This window comes from Streptomyces mutomycini (genome assembly GCF_001700505.1).
Classification (GTDB): Bacteria; Actinomycetota; Actinomycetes; order Streptomycetales; family Streptomycetaceae; genus Streptomyces; species Streptomyces mutomycini.
The window spans coordinates 1-24,133 of sequence record NZ_MAPV01000203.1 but is presented as its reverse complement, the minus strand read 5'-3'; the positions used below and the strand labels follow the sequence as shown (position 1 = coordinate 24,133).

Sequence of the window (24,133 nt, the reverse complement as noted above, 5' to 3'; positions counted from 1 at the left end):
CCCGCCCTGCTGACCGCCGGCCGGAGCGTTGGTGGCCCACGGGTCGTCGGCGGGAGCACCGCCGCCGCCCTGCTGGCCGCCGCCACCGGGACCGCCGCCCCAGTTGCCGCCGCCCTGCTGGCCACCGCCGTATCCACCCTGGCCGCCGCCCTGGCCACCCCGGCCTGTGGTCTTGGTGACCTTGGCCGTGGCGCTCTTCAGGCTGGGGCCGACTTCCTCGACGTCCAGCTCGTAGACCGTGCGCTTGACGCCCTCACGGTCCTCGTAGGACCGCTGCTTCAGCCGGCCCTGCACGACGACGCGCATGCCTCGCTGGAGCGACTCCGCGACGTTCTCCGCCGCCTGACGCCAGACCGAGCAGGTGAGGAACAGGCCTTCGCCGTCCTTCCACTCATTGGTCTGACGGTCGAAGATGCGGGGAGTGGACGCGACACGGAACTTCGCGACCGCCGCACCGGACGGGGTGAAGCGCAGCTCGGGGTCGTCGACGAGATTGCCGACGACCGTGATGACGGTCTCGCCTGCCATGGGTGAACCTCTCGGCGGGGATTGCTTCTGGCTGCTTGCTACTCGAACCCGATGACCGCTGAGCTAGATGCTCAGTGGATCTCGGGGCGGAGGACCTTGGTCCGGAGGACCGACTCGTTCAGGTTCATCTGTCGGTCGAGCTCCTTGACGACCGCAGGCTCGGCCTGCAGGTCGATGACCGAGTAGATGCCCTCAGGCTTCTTCTTGATCTCGTAAGAGAGACGACGACGGCCCCAGGTGTCGACCTTCTCAACCTTTCCGTTGCCCTCACGGACAACGGAGAGGAAGTTCTCGATCAGCGGGGAGACTGCTCGCTCCTCGAGATCGGGGTCGAGGATGACCATCACCTCGTAGTGACGCATGTGGAACCCACCTCCTTTGGACTCAGCGGCCACGGTCGTTCCGTGGCAGGAGGGTCGTGATGCGTAAGCAACAGTGTCTCCGAGTAAAACAGCCGCCACTGACAACGCCCGTCTTCGAGAGTCGAGGAGGGGGGCTGCAGTGCTGGCCCAAGGCAGACACCGGTGCAGACCGTACAGACTACCCGCAGACCGGCTTCCGGTTGAAATCCGGTGTTCAGGGCGCACAATCGAGACAGATGCGGTGTGAGAGGCGCTACATTGCGCCACGCCCTTCCCGCCAGGAGGTACTCCATGGCACAGACAGTCCGACCTGCCGGAAGCCGGCCCGTTCCCCGCCGGACATCCGACGCCCGCCCGGCCACCGGATCCCTCTTCGCGACGGACGGCAAGCCGCATCCGCTGCAAGAAGCCCTGATGGTGGTGACCGGGGTCCTCGGCGTCCTCGCGTTCGTGACGGCGATGTTCCACAGCCTGCACCTGATCAGCTCGTGGGCCGGGTTGCTCGGGATCCTGACCGGCGCCTACGGGCAGTACATCTCCAGGACCACGTGGGAGCGGTTCGCTCTGATCCTGGGGCTCGGCTCGTCCGCCGTCGGCTTCTACCTCGGCATGGCGCACGGCGGCCTCTTCGGCGGCGTCGTCACCTGACCGGCAGAGCCGTGGCCGGCCCGACCGGCCGGCTAAGGCGGCGCGCAGCCACGCGGTCCCAGGCGGGTGACGCCCGGTCCGGCCCGGACGGGCCAGACCGGGCGCCTCTCGGTCACAGTAGGCTTCGGCGCGAGAGCCGGAGCCCCTGACCGATGGGGACACACCTGCCGAGGAGCGCCCCGCATGAGCCTGACCCTGAGGACCATCAGCCGAGAGCAGCATCTGGCGTACATCCAGAATCTGCCCTCGGCCAGTCACTGCCAGGTCCCGGCGTGGGCTGATGTGAAAACCGAGTGGCGTTCGGAGAACCTGGGATGGTTCGACAAGAACGGCGAGATGGTCGGTGCCGGTCTGGTGCTGTACCGACAGCTGCCCAAGATCAAGCGCTATCTGGCGTACCTCCCCGAGGGGCCGGTCATCAACTGGTACGCCCCGAACCTGGACGACTGGCTCCAGCCGATGCTCGCCCACCTGAAGCAGCAGGGTGCCTTCTCGGTGAAGATGGGCCCGCCCGTGGTCATCCGCCGCTGGGACTCGGCCGCCATCAAGTCGGGGATCCAGGATCCCGATGTGAAGCGGCTGCGTGACGTCGAGGCCAGCCACATCGAACCGCGCGCCTTCGAGGTCTCGGACCGGCTGCGGAAGATGGGCTGGCAGCAGGGTGAGGACGGCGGTGCCGGCTTCGGGGACGTCCAGCCTCGCTACGTCTTCCAGGTGCCGCTGGCCAACCGCTCCCTCGAGGACGTACTCAAGGGCTTCAACCAGCTCTGGCGGCGCAACATCAAGAAGGCCGACAAGGCCGGTGTCGAGGTCGTCCAGGGCGGCTACGAGGACCTCGCCGAATGGCAGCGGCTGTACGAGATCACAGCCGTGCGCGACCACTTCCGGCCGCGTCCGCTCTCGTACTTCCAGCGCATGTGGTCGGTTCTCAACTCCGAGGACCCCAACCGCATGCGGCTCTACTTCGCCCGGCACAACGGTGTGAACCTGTCCGCTGCGACGATGCTCGTCGTAGGCGGGCACGTCTGGTACTCCTACGGCGCCTCGGACAACATCGGGCGCGAGGTCCGGCCCTCCAACGCCATGCAGTGGCGGATGCTCCGCGACTCGTATGCGATGGGCGCGACCGTCTACGACCTGCGCGGCATCAGCGACTCGCTGGACGAGACCGACCACCTCTTCGGTCTGATCCAGTTCAAGGTCGGCACCGGCGGCGAAGCCGTCGAATACGTCGGCGAATGGGACTTCCCCCTCAACAAGCTGCTGCACAAGGCGCTCGATATGTACATGTCCCGCCGCTGACCGCATCCCCGCCCCCGTCCATCAGTCCCTCTTCTCTCTCACTTACACCGCAGCCACCAGAAAGGTTCCGGGCCGGCCATGGCGCTCTCCCTCTACGTCGACACCGCGCGCTGGCGGGCGCACCAGAAGTCCGTGCTGGACCAGTTCCCCGATCTCGTCCCCGTCTGCAAGGGCAACGGGTACGGCTTCGGACACGAGCGGCTGGCCGACGAGGCGATCCGCTTCGGCTCGGACACGCTGGCTGTCGGGACCACGTACGAGGCCGCCCGCATCAAGGACTGGTTCAGCGGCGATCTGCTGGTGCTCACTCCCTTCCGCCGGGGTGAGGAGCCGGTACCGCTGCCCGACCGCGTCATCCGTTCCGTCTCCTCCGTGGACGGTGTGCACGCCCTGGTGGGCGCACGGGTGGTCATCGAGTGCATGAGCTCGATGAAGCGTCACGGGGTGAGGGAGGAGGAGCTCGGGCAACTGCACGCGGCCATCGAGGACGTACGCCTCGAAGGTTTCGCGCTGCACCTGCCGCTCGACCGCACGGACGGTTCGGACGCGGTCGAGGAGGTCATCGGCTGGATGGACCGTCTGCGCGCCGCCCGGCTGCCGCTGCACACGATGTTCGTCAGCCATCTGAGGGCCGAGGAACTGGCGCGTCTTCGGCAGCAGTTCCCGCAGACCCGCTTCCGCGCGCGCATCGGCACCCGGCTCTGGCTCGGCGACCACGAGGCGACGGAGTACCGCGGCGCGGTGCTCGACGTCACACCTGTCGTCAAGGGGGACCGTTTCGGCTACCGCCAGCAGAAGGCCGCGTCCGACGGGTGGCTGGTGGTCGTCGCCGGGGGGACCTCCCACGGAGTCGGCCTGGAGGCGCCCAAGGCCCTGCACGGGGTGATGCCACGCGCCAAGGGTGTCGCTCGCGCCGGGCTGGCCACGGTCAACCGCAACCTGTCGCCGTTCGTCTGGGCGGGCAAGCAGCGCTGGTTCGCCGAGCCACCGCACATGCAGGTGTCGATCCTGTTCGTCCCCTCGGACGCGCAGGAACCGAAGGTCGGCGACGAACTGGTGGCCCATCTGCGCCACACCACCACGCAGTTCGACCGCCTCGTGGACCGGTAGCCCCGGCCTTCCTCAGTCGGAGGCCGCTCTGCGGACGGTGCCCCACTCCACCCGCGGTCCTTCGACCGCGTGTGCCTGGTGCCGGGCCGGCTGGGAGTGCACCTGCAGCAGTGCCGTACGGTCCGGCGCCCCGTCGAGCACCCCGCCCGACGGATCGTCGGACCCGTCGCGCCGTACGGGGTCCCGATCCGGCCTCAGGACGTCCCTGACGATCACGGCACACAGGTAGAGCGTTCCGAGCAGATGCAGGGCGACCGCGACCTGGTAGCCCTCCTGCGGGAGACCCTGGTGCTTGTCGCCGCTCGTCGTGTACGCGAGGTAGAACCAGATCCCCAGGAAGTACATGACCTCGCAGGCCTGCCAGATCAGGAAGTCCCGCCAGCGGGGCCTGGCCAGCGCGGCCAGGGGGATCAGCCAGAGCACGTACTGCGGTGAGTAGACCTTGTTCGTCAGGATGAAGGCAGCCACCACGAGAAACGCCAGCTGGGCGAAGCGCGGCCGGCGCCGGGCGGTCAGTGCCAGCCCTGCGATCCCAGCACACAGCACGATCATCAGCAGCACCGAGGCCGTGTTCACCGTGCCGACGTCGATGGGCCGGCCGGTGCGCTGGGTGATGATCAGCCAGAACGAGCCGTAGTCGATCTGCCGTTCCTGGCTGAACGTGTAGAACTTCTTCCACCCCTCCGGGGCATACGCCATCACCGGAAGGTTCACCAGCAGCCAGGCCGCAGCCGCGCCGAGGAACGCCGACCCGTACTCCCGCCACTTCCCGGCCCGCCAGCACAGCACCAGCAGGGGGCCGAGGAGCAGCACGGGGTATAGCTTGGCGGCGGTCGCGAGGCCGATGAGGATGCCGAAGGAGAGGTTCCTTCCCCGGGACCACATGAGCATCGCCGCGGCTGTCAGCGCGACGGCGAGCAGATCCCAGTTGATCGTCGCGGTGAGCGCGAGCGCCGGGGCCAGCGCGACCAGGAGGCCGTCCCAGGGGCGGCGCCGGTGCGTACGGGCGACGCACACCGCGAGGATCACGGCGCAGATCATCAGCATGCCCGCGTTGACCATCCAGTACATCTGCTCGCGCTGCTGCACGGGGTCCGAGGACGGGGTCAGCGTCAGCCAGGAAGCGATCTGCATGAACAGGCCGGTCAGGACGGGGTACTCGAGGTATGACATGTCGCCGGTGAGACGGTCGGCGTACGGCACCAGGCCGTCGGCGAAGCCGCGCCCGACGTAGAGGTGCGGGATGTCGGAGTAGCACGCGTGCGTGTACTGCGAACTGGTACCGCGGAACCATGCCCATTCGTAGCAGGGGATCTTCTGCACCATGCCAAGTGCGAACATCCCGATCGCCACGAGCACGATGACGCGCACCGGTGTCAGCGGTCCCGATCCGAACCGTGCCCAGCGGCCCGCGGGGCCACCGATCAGCTCACTGCCCGCTGCGGCGATCTCGTCCTGTCGCGTGGGCGGTACGACGGACGGCTCCTGGTGCACGCTCGTGTCTTCTGCGCTTGGCATGCCGCACATCCTGCCGTACGGCGCTGTGTGCGGGTGTGTCACGCCTTCCGTGACACACGAAGGGCCGCCGGCACCTGGTAGGTGCCGGCGGCCCTGCTGAGCGTGTCCGGCAGGCCCCGGAAGGGGTTGCCGGAGGGCGGATAGGTCTCTCCTTCCGCCCCGAGGGCGCTATCCGCCGCCGCCGAAGATCCCGCCGCGGCCGTTCTCCTCGCCCTGGGTCGTCCCGTCGGTCGTCCCGTCGGTCGTCCCGGTGTCCGTCCCGCCGTCCGTGGTCCCCGCGTCCGTCCCCCCGTCGGTGGTCCCGTCCGTGGTCCCGCCGCTGGAGTTGCCGTTCGTGGTCCCGCCGTCCTCGTTGTTCTTGCACTCCCAGTCGAGCGGTGCGCACGTCTCACTCGGACTGGGGGACGGAGACGACGGGGTGGGAGACGGGGACTCGGGCTCTTCAGTGGTCTCCGAGGGCGAAGGCGTCGGGCTCGGCGTCGGGCTGGGGCTGACCGCGCCGCCACCCCAGAGCGTGTCGCCGTACGGTTCCGCCTTCGGGAACTTCACGACCTTCGTGCCCTTGACCGCTTCGGCCATGTAGTCGTGCCAGATCTGCGCGGGGAACGAGGCACCGTGGATGGACTTCTCGCCGCCCGTGCCGTACATCTCCAGGAACTCGCGGTCCTTGTTCGTCTCGTCGTCGTCCATCCGGAACATGCTGACGGCCGTGGACAGCTGAGGCGTGTAGCCGACGAACCAGGCCGACTTGTTGCCGTCCGTGGTGCCCGTCTTGCCGGCCACATCACGTCCCGGGAGCTGGGCGGGCGTGCCCGTTCCGTTCTCGACGACGTTCTTCAGCACATCGGTGACGTTGTCCGCGATGATGCTCGGAAACGCCGATTTCACTGCTGTCTTGTGCTGGTAGATGACATTGCCCTCGTGCTTGACCTCGGTGACCGAGAAGGGCTCCCGCTGCTTGCCGCTGGTGGCGAAGGTGGCGTAGGAACCAGCCATCCGGATGGCGCTCGGCGAGGAGGTACCGATGGAGAACGAGGGGACCTTCGAGTTCGCCATGTAGCTGTCGTCACGCAGTCCCGCGTCGATCGCTGCCTGCTTCACCTTGTCGGTGCCGACATCCATGCCGAGCTGGACGTACGGGGAGTTGGCTGACTCCTGCATGGCGTACCGGAGGCTGATGTCTCCGTAGTCCTTGTCGCCGTCGTTGGTCTGGAGCCACTCATTGCCGTCGTCGTTCAGCCAGACCGCGCCGTTGTACTCGTTGATCCTCAGCTTGTTGTCGCCGTTGTAGATGCTCTTCGGCGAAACGAGCGTGCGCTCCGACGCGCTCTGCTCGGGACCGCCCTTGGGATCGCGCTTCCCGTACTGCATCGCAGCAGCGAGCACGAAGGGCTTGAACGTCGAACCGACCTGCGCACCGGTCGCGTCGGCGTTGTTGGTGTAGTGCTCCGTCGCGTCCTGGCCGCCGTACGTGGCGACGATGGCACCCGTCGCGGTGTCGACCGACGCACCGCCGAACTCCACGTGCGTGTCCTTGTCGGGACGCTCTTCAGGGTCGATCTTGGCCGCGTACACCTTCTTGATCGACTTCTCGAGCTGGTCGACCTGCTTCTTCTTGAACGTCGTGTGGATCTCGTAGCCGCCCTGGGCCAGTTCCTTCTCGGTGACACCCTGGTCGTTGTGCGCGAGGAAGTACTTCGTGGCGAGGTCGACCAGGTATCCGGTCTGGCCGCCCAGCTTGGCGTCCTTCTTCGGCTGGATCGGCATGGGGAACTCGTCGAACGTCGCGCGCTTGGCCGCGCTGAGCCGGCCGTCCTTGACCTCCTCGTCGAGGATCCACTTCCAGCGCTCCTTGGCCCGCCTGGTGTTCTCCTTGGCGGTCGCCTTCACCTGGTCGACCTCGGGGGCACCCGCGGGGTCGTAGTAGCTCGCGCCCTTGAGGAGGGTCGCCAGGAAGGCGCACTCGCTCTCGTCCAGTTCGGTGGCGTCCTTGTCGTAGTACGCACGTGCCGCCGCCTGGAGTCCGGAGGCGCCCCGGCCGTAGTAGGAGACGTTGAGGTAGCCCTCCATGACGTCCTTCTTCTTCACCGTCTCGCCGACCTTGAGGGTGATGAAGAGTTCCTTGACCTTGCGGCTCAGCGTCTGTTCCTGAGAGAGCATGGAGTTCTTCACGTACTGCTGGGTGATCGTCGAACCCCCCTGGGTGTCACCTCCCTTGGCCATGTTGTAGAAGGCGCGGGCGATACCCATGGGGTCGATGCCCCTGTCGGTTTCGAACGACTTGTTCTCCGCCGAGATGACGGCGTTCCGCATCGCTTCGGGGATCTGGGCGTACTTGATCTCCTGGCGGTTGACGGACCCACCCGTGGCGACCATCTGTGTGTCGTCGGCCCAGTAGTAGACGTTGTTCTGTGCTTTCGCGAGGTCCAAGACCTTCGGCGGCACCACCAACGCGTACGCGATGCTGGCAGCACCCATCATGAGCCCCAGGAAGCCCAGGCACAGGCCGGAGACCAGCCTCCACGACGGCACCCAGCGGCGGAAGCCGTACTTGCCGGTCCGCGGGTAGTCGATGAAACGCTTCTTGCCGAAGTCCTCGCGGCCCCGGCCCTCGCGACCGCTGCTGTCGCCACCGCCCCGCCGTCTGCCGCCGCGCTGGGCGGCACGACGGGCCTCGGCACGGCCGCCGTACGAGGGTTCCTCATCATGTACTACCGAAGGTGACTCTGATGTTGCTCTGCGTGACGAATCGGTGCGACGTCCAGCAGGCTGTTGGGCGGCTCGTCTGGCCGCTGCGCGCCCGCCACCTTGAGGTTGCGGCGCTTTGCGACGGTGCTCGCTCATCGAACGACTACTCCTCGGGCAGGCGAGAGCGCCTGGAAGCGGCAGTTGAGATCCGGTCCCCCCGAATTACGGCCGAGCTCTGCGGAAGGCTCACCCGCAGTGCATCCGGCAGTCCGCCATAACTGACGCGCGACGGCGCCTCGCGGTTCCCGGTGGTCTGCATGCCGCACAGACTACGCACGGTCAAAAACCCCTGTGGACCGAACTTCACCCCAAATGACGCAAGTCGCTCCCTATGAATCGGGGATGTGACGCCGCTCACGAACCGTCCCCTTGTCGAACATTACGAGTCGATCTATCGTGCTGATGTATCGAGTCGATACATCAGCACGGCATAAGGTGGGTCTGACGGCCCGCGGAGGCAGCATCGAGAGAGGGGGCGAAGGTGAGCAGACGCTCCGGCATCCTCGAATTCGCCGTACTCGGCTTGCTCCGCGAGTCCCCCATGCACGGGTACGAGCTGCGCAAGCGCCTCAACACCTCGCTGGGGATCTTCCGCGCCTTCAGCTACGGAACCCTCTACCCCTGCCTCAAGACGCTGGTTGCCAACGGCTGGTTGATCGAGGAGCCGGGAAGTATTCCGGTCGCTCCACCTGCCACGGGCCGTGGGGTCGCCCCCTCTTCCTCGCTGGCCGGACGCCGCGCCAAGATCGTCTACCGGCTGACGGCAGAAGGTAAGGAGCACTTCGAGGAGCTGCTCTCGCACACCGGTCCGGACTCCTGGGAGGACGAGCACTTCGCGGCTCGATTCGCCTTCTTCGGGCAGACCGAGCGCGAGGTGCGGATGCGCGTACTCGAAGGCCGCCGCAGCAGGCTGGAGGAGCGCCTCGAGAAGATGCGTGCCTCCCTCGCCCGCACACGCGAGCGACTCGACGACTACACGCTTGAGCTACAGCGACACGGCATGGAATCCGTGGAGCGCGAAGTGCGCTGGCTGAACGAGCTCATCGAGAGCGAGCGGTCGGGACGGGATCAGCGACGATCCTCACCCGAGGGCTCCACTCAGCACGACACAGACACATCAGGAGAGACGGGCGGCCTGCCCCGGTACCGGGACGACACCCGGCCGGATCCGTCCGACGACACCAAGTGACATCCCCGCAGATCCGCAAGGCGTCATCGGGGAACACCGAGAACACACAGGGAGCAATCGGCATGGGTTCGGTTCGCGTAGCCATCGTCGGCGTGGGCAACTGCGCCGCCTCACTGGTCCAGGGCGTCGAGTACTACAAGGACGCCGATCCGGCCGGCAAGGTGCCCGGTCTGATGCACGTTCAGTTCGGCGAGTACCACGTGAGCGACGTCGAGTTCGTCGCCGCCTTCGACGTCGACGCGAAGAAGGTCGGCCTCGACCTCGCGGACGCAATCGGCGCCAGCGAGAACAACACCATCAAGCTCGCCGACGTGCCGAACACCGGCGTGACCGTTCAGCGCGGCCACACCCACGACGGCCTGGGCAAGTACTACCGCGAGACGATCGAGGAGTCTGCCGACGCCCCCGTCGACATCGTCCAGATCCTCAAGGACAAGCAGGTCGACGTCCTGGTCTGCTACCTGCCCGTCGGATCCGAGGTGGCTGCGAAGTTCTACGCGCAGTGCGCCATCGACGCCAAGGTCGCGTTCGTCAACGCGCTTCCGGTGTTCATCGCCGGCACCAAGGAGTGGGCGGACAAGTTCACCGAGGCCGGTGTCCCGATCGTCGGTGACGACATCAAGTCCCAGGTCGGTGCCACCATCACGCACCGCGTGATGGCGAAGCTCTTCGAGGACCGGGGCGTCATCCTGGACCGCACGATGCAGCTGAACGTCGGCGGCAACATGGACTTCAAGAACATGCTCGAGCGTGAGCGCCTGGAGTCCAAGAAGATCTCGAAGACGCAGGCCGTCACCTCGCAGATCCGCGACCGTGAACTCGGTGCGGACAACGTCCACATCGGCCCCTCGGACTACGTGGCCTGGCTGGACGACCGCAAGTGGGCGTACGTGCGCCTCGAGGGCCGTGCGTTCGGTGACGTTCCGCTGAACCTGGAGTACAAGCTCGAGGTCTGGGACTCCCCGAACTCCGCCGGTGTCATCATCGACGCAGTGCGCGCCGCGAAGATCGCCAAGGACCGCGGTATCGGCGGCCCGATCCTCTCGGCCTCCTCGTACTTCATGAAGTCCCCGCCGGTCCAGTACTTCGATGACGAGGCCCGCGAGAACGTCGAGAAGTTCATCAAGGGCGACGTCGAGCGCTGAATCAGCCGTTCACTGCTTCAGTGACGCTTCTTCGGGTGGGGGGTCCCCGGGCAATGCGCCCGGGGACCCCCCAACTGTGTGACTCTTGCACACATGCCTGTCGTGCGTGATCTGGGCGTACTCCTGCGCCTTCGGAACTTCCGTCGCCTGCTCGCTGTACGGCTTCTCTCCCAGTCGGCCGACGGTGTCTACCAGGTCGCACTCGCCACCCATGTCGTCTTCTCACCGGAGAAGCAGGCAACGCCGGCTGCCATCGCCTCTGCCATGGCTGTGCTGCTGCTCCCGTACTCGCTGATCGGCCCGTTCGCCGGAGTCCTGCTCGACCGCTGGCCCCGCCGCCAGGTCTTCCTTTACGGAAACCTGCTGCGGGCGGTGCTGGCCTGCTCCACAGCTGTGCTGCTCCTGGCCCCTGTTCCGGACTGGCTGTTCTACGCCTCCGCCCTCTGTGTCACCGCCGTGAACCGTTTCGTGCTGGCCGGACTGTCCGCAGCCCTTCCTCGGGTCGTCGACACCGAGCGGCTCGTCCTTGCCAACTCTCTCTCCCCCACAGCCGGCACTCTGGCCGCAACCGCGGGCGGGGGCGTCGCGCTGGCCATCCGGCTGCTGGCGGACGGATCCAACGCCGTCGTGGTCCTGCTCGGGGCGGCCCTCTACCTTCTCTCGGCACTGACCTCCCTGACCTTGCCTCGCACGCTCCTCGGACCGGACAGGGGCCTGGACCATGCACCTTTGCGAGAAGCGCTCTCCAGTACCGCACGAGGGCTCGTCGCAGGGTTGCGCCATCTGGCCGAGCGGAAGGACGCCGCATACGCACTGGCTGCCATGACGGTGCTCCGCTTCTGCTACGGGGCGCTGACCGTGATGGTGCTGATGCTGTGCCGCTATGCCTGGTCCGATGACGAGTCGGACGGCCTGGGCCTTCTCAGCCTCGCGCTGGGCGCGTCTGCGGCCGGGTATTTCGTGGCGGCCTTGATGTCCCCATGGGCGGTCGGGCGCTTCGGACGGTACGGCTGGCTGGCCGGCTGCGCCGGGGCAGCCGCTCTCCTGGAGCCGGCGTTGGGGCTCCCGTTCGCCCTCACCCCGATGCTGGCGGCGGCCTTCGTCCTCGGGCTCGTGACCCAGGGGGCGAAGATCGCAACGGATACCGAGGTGCAGACTTCGGTGGACGACGCCTACCGCGGACGGGTCTTCTCGCTTTACGACGTGCTGTTCAACGTCGCCTTCGTCGCCGCCGCGGCATTGTCCGTCCTCGCGCTTCCCCCTGACGGCCGGTCTGTCGTCGTCGTGCTCACCGTCGCCGTGCTCTACTCCGTCGTCTCGGTTTTCATGCTTCACCGGCGGCGCGTGAGCATCGCGCTCCACCGTGCTCGCACCAAGGATTGAGGGGCGTTGTTTCACGTGAAACAACGCCCCTCAATGTCTGACTCGGATCACACTCCGGGCAGCACCCCGGCCCGCCCGTCATGTTTCACGTGAAACATGACGGGTCCTTCGCTCCTGGGACAGTCCCGCCGCGGCCGGCGTCAGCCCTGAGCTGCCCACCATTTCCGCAGAGCCGCGGCAGCAGCATCGTGCTCCAGCGGACCATTTTCCAGTCGCAGCTCCAGTAGGAATGAGTAGGCCTTACCGATCACGGGACCGGGACCTACGTCCAAGATCCGCATGATCTCGTTGCCATCCAGGTCGGGCCGGATCGCATCCAGCTCTTCCTGATCCTGCAGTTGCCTGATGCGCTCCTCGAGACCGTCGTAGGTGCGAGAAAGAGCGTTCGCCTTGCGCTTGTTCCGTGTCGTGCAATCGGAGCGGGTCAGCTTGTGCAGGCGGTCCAGCAGCGGCCCCGCGTCCCGCACGTACCTGCGCACCGCGGAGTCCGTCCACTCCCCGTCCCCGTATCCGTGGAAGCGCAGATGCAGCTCCACCAGCCTCGAGACGTCCTTCACCATGTCATTGGAGTACTTGAGCTCGGCCATCCGCTTCTTGACCATTTTGGCTCCCACCACCTCGTGGTGGTGGAACGAGACCCTGCCGTCCGTCTCGAAGCGCCGCGTCCTCGGCTTCCCGATGTCGTGGAGCAGGGCCGCGAGGCGCAGCACCAGGTCCGGACCGTCCTCCTCAAGGTCGATGGCCTGCTCCAGGACCGTCAGGGAGTGCTCATAGACGTCCTTGTGGCGGTGATGCTCGTCACTCTCCAGGCGCAGCGCGGGGAGCTCGGGGAGCACCCGGTCGGCGAGACCCGTGTCCACGAGCAGCCCCAGACCCTTGCGGGGGTGATCGGAGAGCAGCAGTTTGTTGAGTTCCTCCCTGACCCTCTCGGCCGAGACGATCTCGATGCGTCCTGCCATGTCCGTCATGGCCTTCACGACGTCCGGGGCCACATCGAAGTCCAACTGGGCGGCGAAGCGCGCCGCGCGCAGCATGCGCAGCGGATCGTCGGAGAAGGACGCTTCGGGCGTTCCCGGAGTACGCAGCACCCGCTCGGCCAGGTCGTCGAGGCCACCGTGCGGGTCGATGAATTCCTTCTGCGGCAACGCGACGGCCATGGCGTTCACCGTGAAATCGCGACGTACGAGGTCTTCCTCGATCGAGTGCCCGTAGGAGACCTCGGGCTTGCGCGAGGTCCTGTCGTACGCCTCCGACCGGTAGGTCGTGACCTCGATCTGGTATCCGTCCTTCTGCGAGCCGACGGTGCCGAATGCGATTCCGACCTCCCAGACCGAGTCGGCCCATGGGCGGACGATCTTGAGTACGTCCTCCGGTCGGGCGTCGGTCGTGAAGTCAAGATCGTTTCCGAGCCTGCCGAGCAACGCATCGCGGACCGATCCGCCGACGAGGGCGAGGCCGAATCCGGCTTCCTGGAATCGGAGCGCGAGGTCGTCGGCGACGGGGGACACCCGCAGCAGTTCGCTGACTGCGCGGTGCTGCACCTGGCTCAGTGCACGGGGGCTGTCTTCGTTGGCGTTCGGCACAACAGAAAAGGGTACGTGCACGAACCGGCCCGGGCGTCATCGTTTCCTGCGGCCCTGCGAGACTCTCCCGATCATGTGGCACGGTCCCTGGCACTCAGGTGTCGGGCACATCGTTACCATGCGGGGACGCAGAGACCGGCAGGGCCGGCACCAGCTGACGACGACGAGGGACGGGTACGCGTGGCCGAGGCGGCAGACTTTCAGGGGATGAATCCCTCCCCTGCCCGCCGGTGGCTCCGGCGCACAGCCTCCTTGATCGTCGGGGCGCCGCTGATCGCCGGCCTTCTGGCCGGTCCCGCGGCGCCCTCTGCCTCGGCAGAGGGCACGACGAAAGCCCCGACCGGCTCACGCACCGTGGATGTGTCCCTGGACACCCTCGCCCCCAGCGCGCCCGTGGAAGGCGACACACTCACCGTTTCCGGCACCCTGACCAACAAGGGAAAGCAGACGGTCACGGACGCCGAGGTCGACCTGCGCGTCGGGCCGAGGCTGTCCGGCAGGGGAGCCGTCGACGAGGCCGCCAAGCGCACCGGGTACGTGCCCGGCAGTGACCCCCTCAAGCTCGGCGGCGAGTACACCCTGAAGGTCCCCAAGCTCGCCTCCGGGGTAAGCCAGGACTTCACCCTCGCCGTTCCGGTGGACAAGCTGGACCTGGACGCCGAGGGCGTGTACCAGCTCGGGGTGTCCCTTACGGGACGGACCAGCGAGTACGCCTACGACCAGGTGCTCGGCATCCAGCGGACTTTCCTGCCGTGGCAGCCGGAAGACACCGAGAGCAAGACAAAGCTCACCTTCCTCTGGCCACTGATCGCATCAGCACACATCACGGCCGAGACGGGCTCCGACGAACAGCAGACCCCTGTGTTCGCCAACGACGATCTCGCCCTCGAACTCGCTCCGGGCGGCCGTCTGGAACAGCTGGTCTCATTGGGACGGCAGCTCCCCGTGACGTGGGTGATCGATCCCGACCTGCTGGCATCGGTCGATGCGATGACGAAGAACTACCGCGTCACATCCGGTGACACCACCGTCGCGGGGACGAACCAGAGCATCGCCAAGAAATGGCTCACGGATCTCCAGGCGGCCGCGAAGGACGGGAAGGTGGTGGCACTGCCGTTCGCCGACCCCGATCTGGCCTCCATCGCCCACCGCGGGAAGAACGTATCGGGCGCCCTCAGCCATCTGCAGACGGCGACCGAAGTCGCGAGCTCGACCGTGGAAACAGTCCTTCACGTGAAGCCGTCCACCGACTTCGCCTGGCCTGTGGACGGTGCGGTCGATCCCTCGGTCGTAGACGTCGCCACCTCGGCCGGTGCCCACAAGGTGATCGCACGCAGCGACAGCCTCGAGGAGACCGGCGGGCTGCCTTACACGCCGACGTCGGCCCGGCCGATCGGCGGTGGCACCACCGCCGTCGTATCCGACTACCGGCTCTCCACCGCGTTCACCGGCGACATGTCCTCTGCGGGTGCCTCGACACTCGCCGTCCAGAAATTTCTGGCCCAGACGCTGGCAGTGACGGAGCAGGCCCCCGACACCGAGCGCAGCATCGTCATCGCCCCTCAGCGGACGCCCACCGCCGCGCAGGCACAGTCCATGGCTCGCGCCCTTCAGGCACTCGACGCGGAGCGCTGGACACAGCCGCTCGACCTGACGGCGGCGGCTGAGCAGAAGCCCGATGCCCGGGCGACCACCACGGTGCCCGGGGCCTCCCAGTACCCGAAGAAGCTGCGGGGCCAGGAGCTGCCCACTCAGGCGTTCCAGGACATCAGGACGACACAGGATTCACTGAACAGCTTCCAGGTCATCCTCACGCAGCCCGACCGGGTGGTGACCCCCTTCGGAAACGCGATCAACCGCTCCGTGTCGACGTCATGGCGGGGCAGGCCCCTGGAGGCCCAGCGATACCGTGACGCGGTGCGCACCTATCTGCGGGGCCTCACCAATGAGGTCCAGCTGATCGCGAAGTCGGACGTGACCCTGTCCGGGCGCAGCGCCACGATCCCTGTGACCGTGCAGAACAAGCTGGTGCAAGGTGTGGATCACCTCGTTCTCCGTCTGACGTCGGGCAACGCCACGCGGCTCAAGCTCAACGACGGCGGATCAGTGGCCGAGCTACCTGTGGAGATCGCGGGCGGGCACAGCCAGTCCGTGAAATTCGACGCCTCGGCCAACGCCAACGGACAGGCACAGGTCAAAGCGCGGCTGTTCACCACGGACGGCGCACCGTACGGCGAAGAGATGACCTTCACGGTGAAGGTCTCGGAAGTCACACCGACAGTGCTCCTGGTGATCGCCGGCGGACTGCTGCTGCTCGTCCTGGCGGGCATCAGGATGTACACCCACCGCAAGCGCACGGTCGCGGGCGGCGCGGCGGGAGGCAACGGCGGTGAACCCGAGCAGCCGAGTGACCCGACGCCGGACACCGGTCCGGAAAGCGGGAACCCGTCGGGCCCGGGTGAGAAAGTGGACCGTTGAGCGATGTGTGTCGGGGCCTGTCGGCCGGGGACAATGAGGTGGGGTTTCGATGAACGCGCCGTACGACGGTGACCGCGGCCAAGGCGCGGGCGGAGCTGGATCGTCCGGTGGTCCGCCTGTGCCGCCGGGGGCCGCGGGTCAGGACGGGGAGGCACCCGACCCCTACCTGCAGCACGCGTACGAGCACGATCCGTACCGCGCCCAGGACCTGGCGGCGCAGGATCCGGTGGCAGAGGCGCTTTACGACCGCGCCTCACATCCACCGCCTCCGCCAGGCACCTATCAGGAGCCGCAGGGCCTTTACCAGCAGCCTCCCGTGGCCCAGCACGCCCCCGACCCCCGCATCTGGGCCCAGACGCCGCCACCGGAGCCCTCAGGCCCCTCCCGGCACCTTCCGTACGGCGACAACGCCGCGACCACTCAGTACGTGGGGGTGGACGATCTGGTCACACAGGCTTCCGGCGACCGGGGGGAGCAGGACGCCTTCGCTCATCTCTTCCGCGATCAGGAGGGGTCGGGTCGGCCTCCTGGGCCGCCGGCCGAGCCTGAAGCTGCTCCTGCACCTGTGCCGCCGAAGTCCGGAGGCCGTGCCGCCGGGATACTGAAGTCCAGTGCGCTGATGGCTGCGGGCACCCTGGTGTCCCGGCTCACCGGCTTCGTCCGCAGCCTCGTGATCACCGCGGCGCTGGGTGCGGCCCTGCTCGGTGACAGCTTCACCATCGCCTACACCCTGCCGACGATGATCTACATCCTCACCGTGGGCGGCGGGCTGAACTCGGTCTTCGTTCCCCAGCTGGTCCGGTCTATGAAGGACGACGAGGACGGCGGGGAGGCGTACGCCAACCGTCTGCTGACGCTGGTCATGGTCGCCCTCGCTGTGATCGTCGCCCTGGCCGTCTTCGCTGCGCCATGGCTCATCCATACAATGTCACCGACCATCGCGAACGATGCAGCGGCGAACAGCGTGGCTGTCACCTTCGCCCGCTACTGCCTGCCGACCATCTTCTTCATGGGCGTCCATGTGGTGATGGGCCAGATTCTCAACGCCCGCGGAAAGTTCGGGGCGATGATGTGGACCCCGGTCCTGAACAACATCGTCATGATCTTCACCTTCGGACTGTTCATCTGGGTCTACGGCACCTCCGCCGAATCCCGGATGGGCGTGGAGACGATCCCGGCGGAAGGTGTCAGGCTCCTGGGCATCGGCACGCTGCTCGGTCTTGTGGTCCAGGCCCTGGCCATGATCCCGTACCTCCGTGAGGCCGGGTTCCGCTTCCGTCCCCGCTTCGACTGGAAGGGCCACGGGCTCGGGAAGACCATAAAGCTCGCCAAGTGGACGGTCCTGTTCGTGCTGGCCAACCAGGTCGGTGTCATCGTCGTCACGCAGCTGGCGACCTCGGCCGGAAAGCTGTCAGGCAAGGACGGCACGGGCTTCCTCGCCTACTCCAACGCCCAGCTGATCTGGGGCATGCCGCAGGCCATCATCACCGTCTCGGTCATGGCGGCCCTGCTGCCCCGCATCTCCCGCGCTGCGCATGACAACGACCCCGGGGCCGTCCGCGACGACATCTCACAGGGTCTGCGCAACTCGGCCGTGGCCATCGTGCCGGTCGCGTTCACCTTCCTCGCGCTCGGGCTGCCGATGTGCACCCTGCTCTACGCCTCGAGCGGCACCGAGGCCGCACGGTCCATGGGCTTCATCCTGATGGCGTTCGGCCTCGGCCTCATCCCGTACTCCGTGCAGTACGTCGTACTGCGCGGGTTCTACGCGTACGAGGACACCCGCACCCCGTTCTACAACACAGTGATCGTGGCAGCGGTCAATGCGGCCGCCTCTGCCCTCTGCTACGTGATTCTTCCGGCCCAGTGGGCAGTCGTGGGGATGGCGGCCTCCTACGGGCTGGCCTACGCGGTCGGCGTCGGTATCGCCTGGCGACGACTGAGCAACCGGCTCGGCGGCGACCTCGACGGCGCCCGTGTAGTGCGCACCTACGCCCGTCTCTGCCTGGCCGCGATCCCCGCGGCGTTGGTCGGCGGCGCCGTGGGATTCGCACTCCTGAAGGCCCTCGGCGATGGAGCCGGCGGCTCCGTGGTGGCATTGGTCTGCGGCAGCGTCATCCTGCTTGGCATCTTCTTCGTCGCGGCGAAGAAGATGCGTATCGAAGAGCTCAACGGCATGGTCGGCATGGTCCGGGGACGGCTAGGACGCTGACACACGCTCCGGTCCGCACAACCGTCACTGGACACCGTGTGTCGTGCATAGCGCCGGAGTGTGGGCACAATTGGCATGACTGTGCAGAGCTGGCTGGCATCGCGCAACGGATGGGGAGGCAGGAACGACGGTGGCGGAACGTAGCACGGCTGCTGTCGACGTGGCCGACAACAGCGGCGACGAGCCGCTGACCGCCAAGGCGGACGCGGCCTCGACCGACGGGATGGCAGATACCCAGGACGCAGAGAGCGCGAGCTCGAGCGACGCGGAAAACGGGCGTGACGGCTCGGCCGCCGTACCGGCGTCGCCCGATCTGCACAGCGGTCACAAACTGGCCAGACGCTACCGCCTCGAGGAGTGCGTCACCCGGCTGGACGGATTCAGCAGCTGGCGGGCCGTGGACGAGAAGCTGCGCCGTGCGGTAGGGGTTCATCTACTGCCCGCCGACCATCCGCGCGCTCGCTCGGTGCTGGCCGCTGCCCGCTCCTCCGCGCTGCTCGGTGACCCGCGTTTCGTCCAGGTCCTGGACGCCGTGGAAGAGGGCAACCTCGTCTATGTCGTCCATGAATGGCTCCCCGACGCCACGGAGCTCACGGCGCTGCTGGCGGCCGGGCCCATGGATGCCCACGATGCATACCAGCTCGTGAGCCAGATCTCCCAGGCCATGGCCGCTGCCCATCGCGAAGGGCTCGCGCACCTGCGCCTCACGCCCGGCGCCGTGCTGCGCAGCTCGACGGGGCAGTACCGGATTCGCGGACTCGCGGTGAACGCCGCGCTGCGCGGCATCACCGCCGACCAGCCGCTGCGTACGGACACCGAGGCCATCGGCGCACTCCTCTATGCCGCGCTGACCCGTCGCTGGCCCTACGAGAGCGACGCGTACGGTCTTTCCGGGCTCCCCAAGGACCTGGGTCTGATCCCTCCGGACCAGGTAAGGGCCGGCGTCCACCGAGGCCTGTCCGAACTCGCCATGCGTGCGCTCGCAAACGACGGCGCCACCGCCTCGCGACAGGAACAGCCGTGCACCACCCCTGACGAACTGGCAAAGGCAGTAGCGGCCATGCCGCGCATCCTGCCCCCGGAGCCGGCCTTCACCGCGCCGCCCGAGTACCAACGCACTACGTATCAGCAGGGCACCTACGGGCGCCCTTCGGCTCGTCCGTCGTCCGCCACTCAGCCTGTCATCGCGGTTCCTCCGCCTCCTCTGCAGAGCCGTACCGGCAAGGCACTCAAGTGGGCCGTCTCCGCGCTCCTCATCGCCGCTCTGGGCCTCGGCAGCTGGCAACTGGCGGAAACCGTGCTCGACCGGGGCAAGGATTCCGGGGAACCGACCCCGACCCGGACCACCGACAGCGGGGGCGATGACAAGAACGCCGTCGAACCCAGCAAGCCCGTCAGCGTCGTGAGAGCCCAGGACTACGACCCGCTCGGCGCGGACGGCTCCGAGAAGCCGGCCTCGATAGAGAACGTCTACGACGGGGACGCAAGCTCCTACTGGACCACGGACGGCTACTACAGCGCAGACTTCGGCCGGCTCAAGGAGGGCGTCGGAGTCGTTCTCGACCTGGGCAAGGTTCAGCAGGTGGGCAACGTCGAGGTGTCCTTCCTCGGCGGCAGCACCTCGGTCGAGCTGAGGAGCACGGAAGGATCATCCATTCCGCAGCTCCCCGACGCTTTCACGAAGATCACAAAGGGAACCGGAACAAAGGTGTCCCTAAAGCCCGACAAGGCTGTGCAGGCGCGGTACCTTCTGGTCTGGCTGACGAAACTGCCTTTGAGTGACGACGGTAACTACAGGGGCAAGATCTCGGATATCAAGGTCACGAGCTGACGGCACCAGGGGAGGGGACTCACCGTTGGACGACGCCAGGTTCGCCGACACCAGCGACCAGAACCTCTTGGCCCAGCACGTCGCCGGCGATCCGGATGCTTTCGGTGAGCTCGTGCGGCGGCACCGTGATCGGCTCTGGGCCGTTGCCCTGCGCACCCTCCGCGACCGGGAGGAGGCCGCTGACGCCGTGCAGGACGCTCTGGTCTCCGCGTTCCGCGCCGCCCACACATTCCGTGGCCAGTCCGCGGTCACCACATGGCTGCACAGGATCACCGTGAATGCCTGTCTGGACCGTGCTCGCAAGACGGCTTCACGTAAGACCGCGCCGGTCGACGACACCGAGCGGCTCGATCAGCTCATGGAGCCCCACGAATCCGCCGAGGCGCCCGCCGTTCGGCAGGACCTGCACCGCGAGCTTCTGGCAGCACTGGCCACACTGCCCGCCGAACAGCGCGCCGCCCTCGTCCTCGTGGATATGCAGGCCTATCCCGTCGCCGAAGCCGCGCGCATCCTCGATGTGCCGACCGGGACCGTGAAGAGCCGTTGCGCACGGGGCAGGGCCAGACTCCTCCCCTTGCTGACCCATCTACGCGTCACCAGAAGGGACAGCGAGGACGGCTCCATGGAAAGGAACCGGACGCAGGGGCCATCCGTCCCACCGGCGTCAGGACCAAAAGACGCAGGCGCCGGCGACCCTGCTGCTGTGAAGGGTGGAGGTGGAATCGCATGACATCCACAGCTGACGCAGCTCGGCACCCGGACGTGTTGGAGATCTCCGACCTCACCGAGGGTCTCCTCCCGCCGTCCCGCGAGGTGGCACTCCGCCACCACATCGACGCCTGTGCAGACTGCGGCGACACCCTCGCCTCCCTGGAGGAGATCCGCTCGCTTCTGGGCTCGGCCCTGCCCCCTGGCGAACGTATGCCCAGGGACGTCGCCGCCCGGATCGACGCGGCGCTGGCAACGGAGGCAGCGTCGGCCGCTATGGAGTCGGCCGCAGAGATCCCTGTTTCACGTGAAACAAACGACCTGCCATCCGAGAACACCTCCGCGCCTCGTCCCGCCGGCCGTCCTCGCGGTGCCACCGGCCCCGGCCGGAGTGCTTCCCGCCGCCGCCGTCGCACCGTGGTCCTTGGCACCGCCTTCGGGGCTGCGGCCGTGGGGATGAGCATCTTCCTGTTTCAGTCTCTCCAACCGTCCCAGGAGTCAGCCGGCGCGACGGCAGACCGCGGAGTCAGCGCCGCAAAGAGAAGCCCAGGGAACTTTTCGAAAGCCACGCTCGAAGGCCACGTCCATACGCTTCTGAGTGAGACTGCGGCTTCCACCACTCCGGGCTATGAACCGGAGAAGCCGTCACTGGACACCAAGTCGTCCCCAGACGCCACGTCCCCCCGCACCCCCATGCGAGCACCGGTCGTAGATGTTCCGCCCTGCGTCCAGCAGGGGATCGGCCGGGACGTGCCTGCCTTGGCCATCGAAGAGGGCACCTACGAAGGGGCACCCTCCTTCCTCGTCGTGCTGCCCCATGCGACCGACTCCAGCCGCGTCCAGGCCTACGTTGTCGACGCCGCATGCGTGGATTCCACACCGAAGGCACAGGGGCGTTTGCTGCTTACGCACTCCTACACCCGTCCCTGAGGCGTCCCTGAGTGCCTTTGCCTGGAGCCGGACTCGTATCGCGGGAATGCATGCCCCGTAGGATCCGTTGGGTGGGGTGAGAGTCGTGGAACCGACCCCAGTAGGCAGTAGGCAGTCCGCAGAGACGAGGAAGAACCCGTGAGCGACGTCCGTAATGTGATCATCATCGGCTCCGGGCCGGCTGGTTACACCGCCGCCCTGTACACCGCTCGCGCGTCGCTGAAGCCGCTGGTGTTCGAGGGCGCCGTCACCGCTGGCGGTGCGCTGATGAACACCACCGACGTGGAGAACTTCCCGGGCTTCCAGGACGGAATCATGGGCCCGGAGCTCATGGACAACATGCGCGCTCAGGCGGAGCGCTTCGGCGCGGAGCTCATTCCGGACGATGTGGTGTCCGTGGACCTGACCGGAGACGTCAAGACCGTCACGGATACCGCGGGCACGGTGCACCGCGCCAAGGCGGTCATCGTCACCACCGGATCACAGCACCGCAAGCTCGGCCTGCCCAATGAGGACGCGCTCTCCGGGCGCGGCGTCTCCTGGTGCGCCACCTGCGACGGCTTTTTCTTCAAGGACCAGGACATCGCCGTGATCGGTGGCGGCGACACGGCGATGGAAGAGGCGACCTTCCTTTCCCGGTTCGCCAAGTCCGTCACGATCGTTCACCGCCGCGATTCCCTGCGGGCTTCCAAGGCCATGCAGGAGCGCGCTTTCGCCGATCCGAAGATCAAGTTCGCATGGGACAGCGAGGTGGCCACGGTCCACGGGGACCAGAAGCTCTCCAGCCTCACCCTGCGCAACACCAAGACGGGCGAGACCTCCGAGCTCCCGGTGACGGGCCTCTTCATCGCTGTCGGCCATGACCCCCGCACAGAGCTCTTCAAGGGCCAGCTCGACCTTGACGACGAGGGTTACCTCAAGGTCGAGGCGCCCTCGACGCGCACCAATCTGAAGGGTGTCTTCGGCGCAGGCGATGTCGTCGACCACACCTACCGGCAGGCCATCACGGCTGCTGGGACCGGTTGTTCCGCAGCTCTCGACGCAGAGCGATTCCTGGCAGCGCTCTCCGACGAGCAGCTCCCCGAGCCGGAGAAGACCCCGGCAGTCTGATCTGCTCCCCCGAACCCACACCCCGCGAAGTTAAGGAGGCCGCCGTGGCCGGCGCCCTGAAGAACGTGACCGACGACTCCTTCGATGAGGACGTCCTGAAGAACACGAAGCCGGTCCTGGTGGACTTCTGGGCCGCCTGGTGCGGCCCGTGCCGCCAGATCGCGCCTTCGCTGGAGGCCATCGCGGCTGAGTACGGCGACGACATCGAGATCGTCAAGCTCAACATCGACGAGAACCCGGCCACTGCGGCAAAGTACGGCGTGATGTCGATCCCCACGCTCAACGTGTACCAGGGTGGCGAGGTCGCCAAGACCATCGTCGGTGCCAAGCCGAAGGCCGCGATTCTCCGCGACCTCGAGGGCTTCATCGTCCAGAAGTAGCAGCTGACCGTTTCACGTGAAACGGGCCTACCCCGACGGGGTAGGCCCGTTTCTGCATGCTCCGGCTCCTACGCCACAGGGAGCCGTGGTCATTCAGAGCGGCCGCAGCACCGGTTCCTTCTGTACGGCGCCCAGCAGCCTGTCCAGTGCCAGCTCGACGTCCTCCTTCCAGGAGAGCGCCGTACGCAGCTCAAGTCTCAGCCGCGGATACGCAGGGTGTGGACGTACCGTCTTGAAGCCGACCGCGAGCAGATGATCCGCTGGCAGCACGCATGCCGGTTCCTTCCACCGCGCATCGCCGAAAGCCTCGATCGCTTTGAATCCGCGTCGCAGCAAGTCCTTGGCAACTGTCTGCACCATCACCCGGCCCAGTCCTTGTCCCTGGAAACCCGGCACGATCAACGCTGTCATCAGCTGCACGGCATCAGGGGATATGGGACTGGTCGGAAACGCCGTGGCACGGGGCACATACGCCGGCGGTGCGTAGAGGACGAAGCCGACCGCCACATCATCCACATAGACGACCCGACCGCAGGAGCCCCACTCCAGCAGCACTGCGGAGATCCAGGCCTCTTTCTCGAGTTCGGGTCGGCCGGCCTTTACCGCAGCTTGCCCACTGACCGGATCAAGTTCCCAGAAGACACACGATCGGCAGCGCCTGGGGAGATCCGGAAGGTTGTCCAGTGTGAGCGGTACGAGCCGACGCCCCATGTAGGCGGTTCCTCACTTCCTTCGCCCGCCGCATCACGCGCGGCTGCCAGCGCACTCCGTTCTCGGAACAGGCTGCCGACAAACCCTCCGACAGCACCAAGCCCCAACCCGACTGACACCAGGTGGCTGCGATTCACTGATCGCACGGCCGCCGCCTCCTCTGAGGTGGATCACGGTGGTGGATACGCCATACCAGAACGCATCGTATCCACCCAGAGGTGATGGGGACACCGAGAGACGGCAAAGGGCGGGCCGAG

Annotated in this window: 19 protein-coding genes; 13 read left to right on the top strand and 6 right to left on the bottom strand. The window is 66.9% G+C overall.

Going from position 1 to position 24,133, the window contains the following annotated elements:
- Positions 1–528 (bottom strand): single-stranded DNA-binding protein (locus tag BFF76_RS26020; protein WP_065849176.1); only part of this gene is annotated, 528 nt, incomplete at its 3' end.
- Positions 529–599: 71 nt separating this feature from the next.
- Complete coding sequence (gene rpsF, locus BFF76_RS26015) at positions 600–890, bottom strand: 30S ribosomal protein S6 (protein ID WP_031090355.1); 291 nt, start codon at positions 888–890, stop codon at positions 600–602.
- Between the two features lie 291 nt (positions 891–1,181).
- Here rpsF and BFF76_RS26010 point away from each other — a divergent pair, with 291 nt between their 5' ends.
- The 3 genes from BFF76_RS26010 to BFF76_RS26000 all read left to right on the top strand — a co-directional run bounded on the left by BFF76_RS26010 (position 1,182) and on the right by BFF76_RS26000 (position 3,950).
- Positions 1,182–1,538 (top strand): hypothetical protein, encoded by a 357-nt coding sequence (locus tag BFF76_RS26010; protein WP_031090356.1) that lies wholly within the window; start codon positions 1,182–1,184, stop codon positions 1,536–1,538.
- 183 nt (positions 1,539–1,721) lie between these two features.
- Positions 1,722–2,840 carry a lipid II:glycine glycyltransferase FemX gene (locus tag BFF76_RS26005; RefSeq protein ID WP_031090357.1) on the top strand — a complete coding sequence of 373 codons (1,119 nt, stop codon included), beginning with the start codon at positions 1,722–1,724 and terminating at the stop codon, positions 2,838–2,840.
- A 78-nt stretch (positions 2,841–2,918) separates the two neighbouring features.
- Positions 2,919–3,950: an alanine racemase gene (locus tag BFF76_RS26000; RefSeq protein WP_065849175.1), complete on the top strand. Its 1,032-nt coding sequence runs from the start codon at positions 2,919–2,921 to the stop codon at positions 3,948–3,950.
- A 12-nt stretch (positions 3,951–3,962) separates the two neighbouring features.
- On the opposite strand, the gene BFF76_RS25995 is transcribed toward BFF76_RS26000, so the two are convergent.
- Together BFF76_RS25995 and BFF76_RS25990 are read right to left on the bottom strand one after the other, a co-directional pair.
- Complete coding sequence (locus tag BFF76_RS25995; RefSeq protein ID WP_065849174.1) at positions 3,963–5,468, bottom strand: glycosyltransferase family 87 protein; 1,506 nt, start codon at positions 5,466–5,468, stop codon at positions 3,963–3,965.
- A 168-nt stretch (positions 5,469–5,636) separates the two neighbouring features.
- Positions 5,637–8,312, bottom strand: a complete 2,676-nt coding sequence (locus tag BFF76_RS25990; RefSeq protein WP_079122490.1) for a transglycosylase domain-containing protein — start codon at positions 8,310–8,312, stop codon at positions 5,637–5,639.
- A gap of 385 nt (positions 8,313–8,697) precedes the next feature.
- On the opposite strand from BFF76_RS25990, the gene BFF76_RS25985 reads away from it, so the two are divergent.
- The 3 genes from BFF76_RS25985 to BFF76_RS25975 all read left to right on the top strand — a co-directional run bounded on the left by BFF76_RS25985 (position 8,698) and on the right by BFF76_RS25975 (position 11,933).
- Complete coding sequence (locus BFF76_RS25985) at positions 8,698–9,405, top strand: PadR family transcriptional regulator (protein ID WP_031090361.1); 708 nt, start codon at positions 8,698–8,700, stop codon at positions 9,403–9,405.
- Between the two features lie 62 nt (positions 9,406–9,467).
- Entirely contained in the window at positions 9,468–10,550 is a 1,083-nt protein-coding gene (locus BFF76_RS25980) for an inositol-3-phosphate synthase (RefSeq protein WP_031090363.1), read from the top strand.
- Positions 10,551–10,643: 93 nt separating this feature from the next.
- On the top strand, positions 10,644–11,933 hold the full coding sequence (locus BFF76_RS25975) for an MFS transporter (protein WP_065849172.1): 1,290 nt from the start codon (positions 10,644–10,646) through the stop codon (positions 11,931–11,933).
- 140 nt (positions 11,934–12,073) lie between these two features.
- Here BFF76_RS25975 and BFF76_RS25970 read toward each other — a convergent pair whose 3' ends face one another.
- The gene (locus BFF76_RS25970; RefSeq protein ID WP_031090370.1) at positions 12,074–13,516 is read right to left on the bottom strand and encodes a CCA tRNA nucleotidyltransferase; all 1,443 of its coding nucleotides are present in this window, start codon (positions 13,514–13,516) and stop codon (positions 12,074–12,076) included.
- 180 nt (positions 13,517–13,696) lie between these two features.
- Between BFF76_RS25970 and BFF76_RS25965 the strand changes: the two genes are divergently transcribed.
- The 7 genes from BFF76_RS25965 (at position 13,697) to trxA (ending at position 23,165) form a co-directional block, all read left to right on the top strand.
- Positions 13,697–15,994: a DUF6049 family protein gene (locus BFF76_RS25965; RefSeq protein ID WP_065849171.1), complete on the top strand. Its 2,298-nt coding sequence runs from the start codon at positions 13,697–13,699 to the stop codon at positions 15,992–15,994.
- 49 nt (positions 15,995–16,043) lie between these two features.
- Complete coding sequence (gene murJ / locus BFF76_RS25960; RefSeq protein ID WP_065849170.1) at positions 16,044–18,206, top strand: murein biosynthesis integral membrane protein MurJ; 2,163 nt, start codon at positions 16,044–16,046, stop codon at positions 18,204–18,206.
- 130 nt (positions 18,207–18,336) lie between these two features.
- The gene (locus BFF76_RS25955) at positions 18,337–20,037 is read left to right on the top strand and encodes a protein kinase family protein (RefSeq protein WP_065849169.1); all 1,701 of its coding nucleotides are present in this window, start codon (positions 18,337–18,339) and stop codon (positions 20,035–20,037) included.
- Positions 20,038–20,062: 25 nt separating this feature from the next.
- Positions 20,063–20,767 carry an RNA polymerase sigma factor SigM gene (gene sigM, locus BFF76_RS31705; RefSeq protein WP_053929549.1) on the top strand — a complete coding sequence of 235 codons (705 nt, stop codon included), beginning with the start codon at positions 20,063–20,065 and terminating at the stop codon, positions 20,765–20,767.
- Entirely contained in the window at positions 20,764–21,675 is a 912-nt protein-coding gene (locus BFF76_RS25940; RefSeq protein ID WP_031090382.1) for an anti-sigma factor family protein, read from the top strand. Before sigM ends, BFF76_RS25940 begins: the two co-directional genes overlap by 4 nt.
- Before the next feature lie 138 nt (positions 21,676–21,813).
- A complete protein-coding gene (gene trxB, locus BFF76_RS25935; protein WP_031090384.1) occupies positions 21,814–22,785 on the top strand; it encodes a thioredoxin-disulfide reductase in 972 nt (323 codons plus the stop codon).
- A gap of 44 nt (positions 22,786–22,829) precedes the next feature.
- On the top strand, positions 22,830–23,165 hold the full coding sequence (trxA, locus tag BFF76_RS25930; RefSeq protein ID WP_031090385.1) for a thioredoxin: 336 nt from the start codon (positions 22,830–22,832) through the stop codon (positions 23,163–23,165).
- 93 nt (positions 23,166–23,258) lie between these two features.
- On the opposite strand, the gene BFF76_RS25925 is transcribed toward trxA, so the two are convergent.
- Positions 23,259–23,876, bottom strand: a complete 618-nt coding sequence (locus BFF76_RS25925) for a GNAT family N-acetyltransferase (RefSeq protein WP_031090387.1) — start codon at positions 23,874–23,876, stop codon at positions 23,259–23,261.
- Positions 23,877–24,133: the final 257 nt, after the last annotated feature.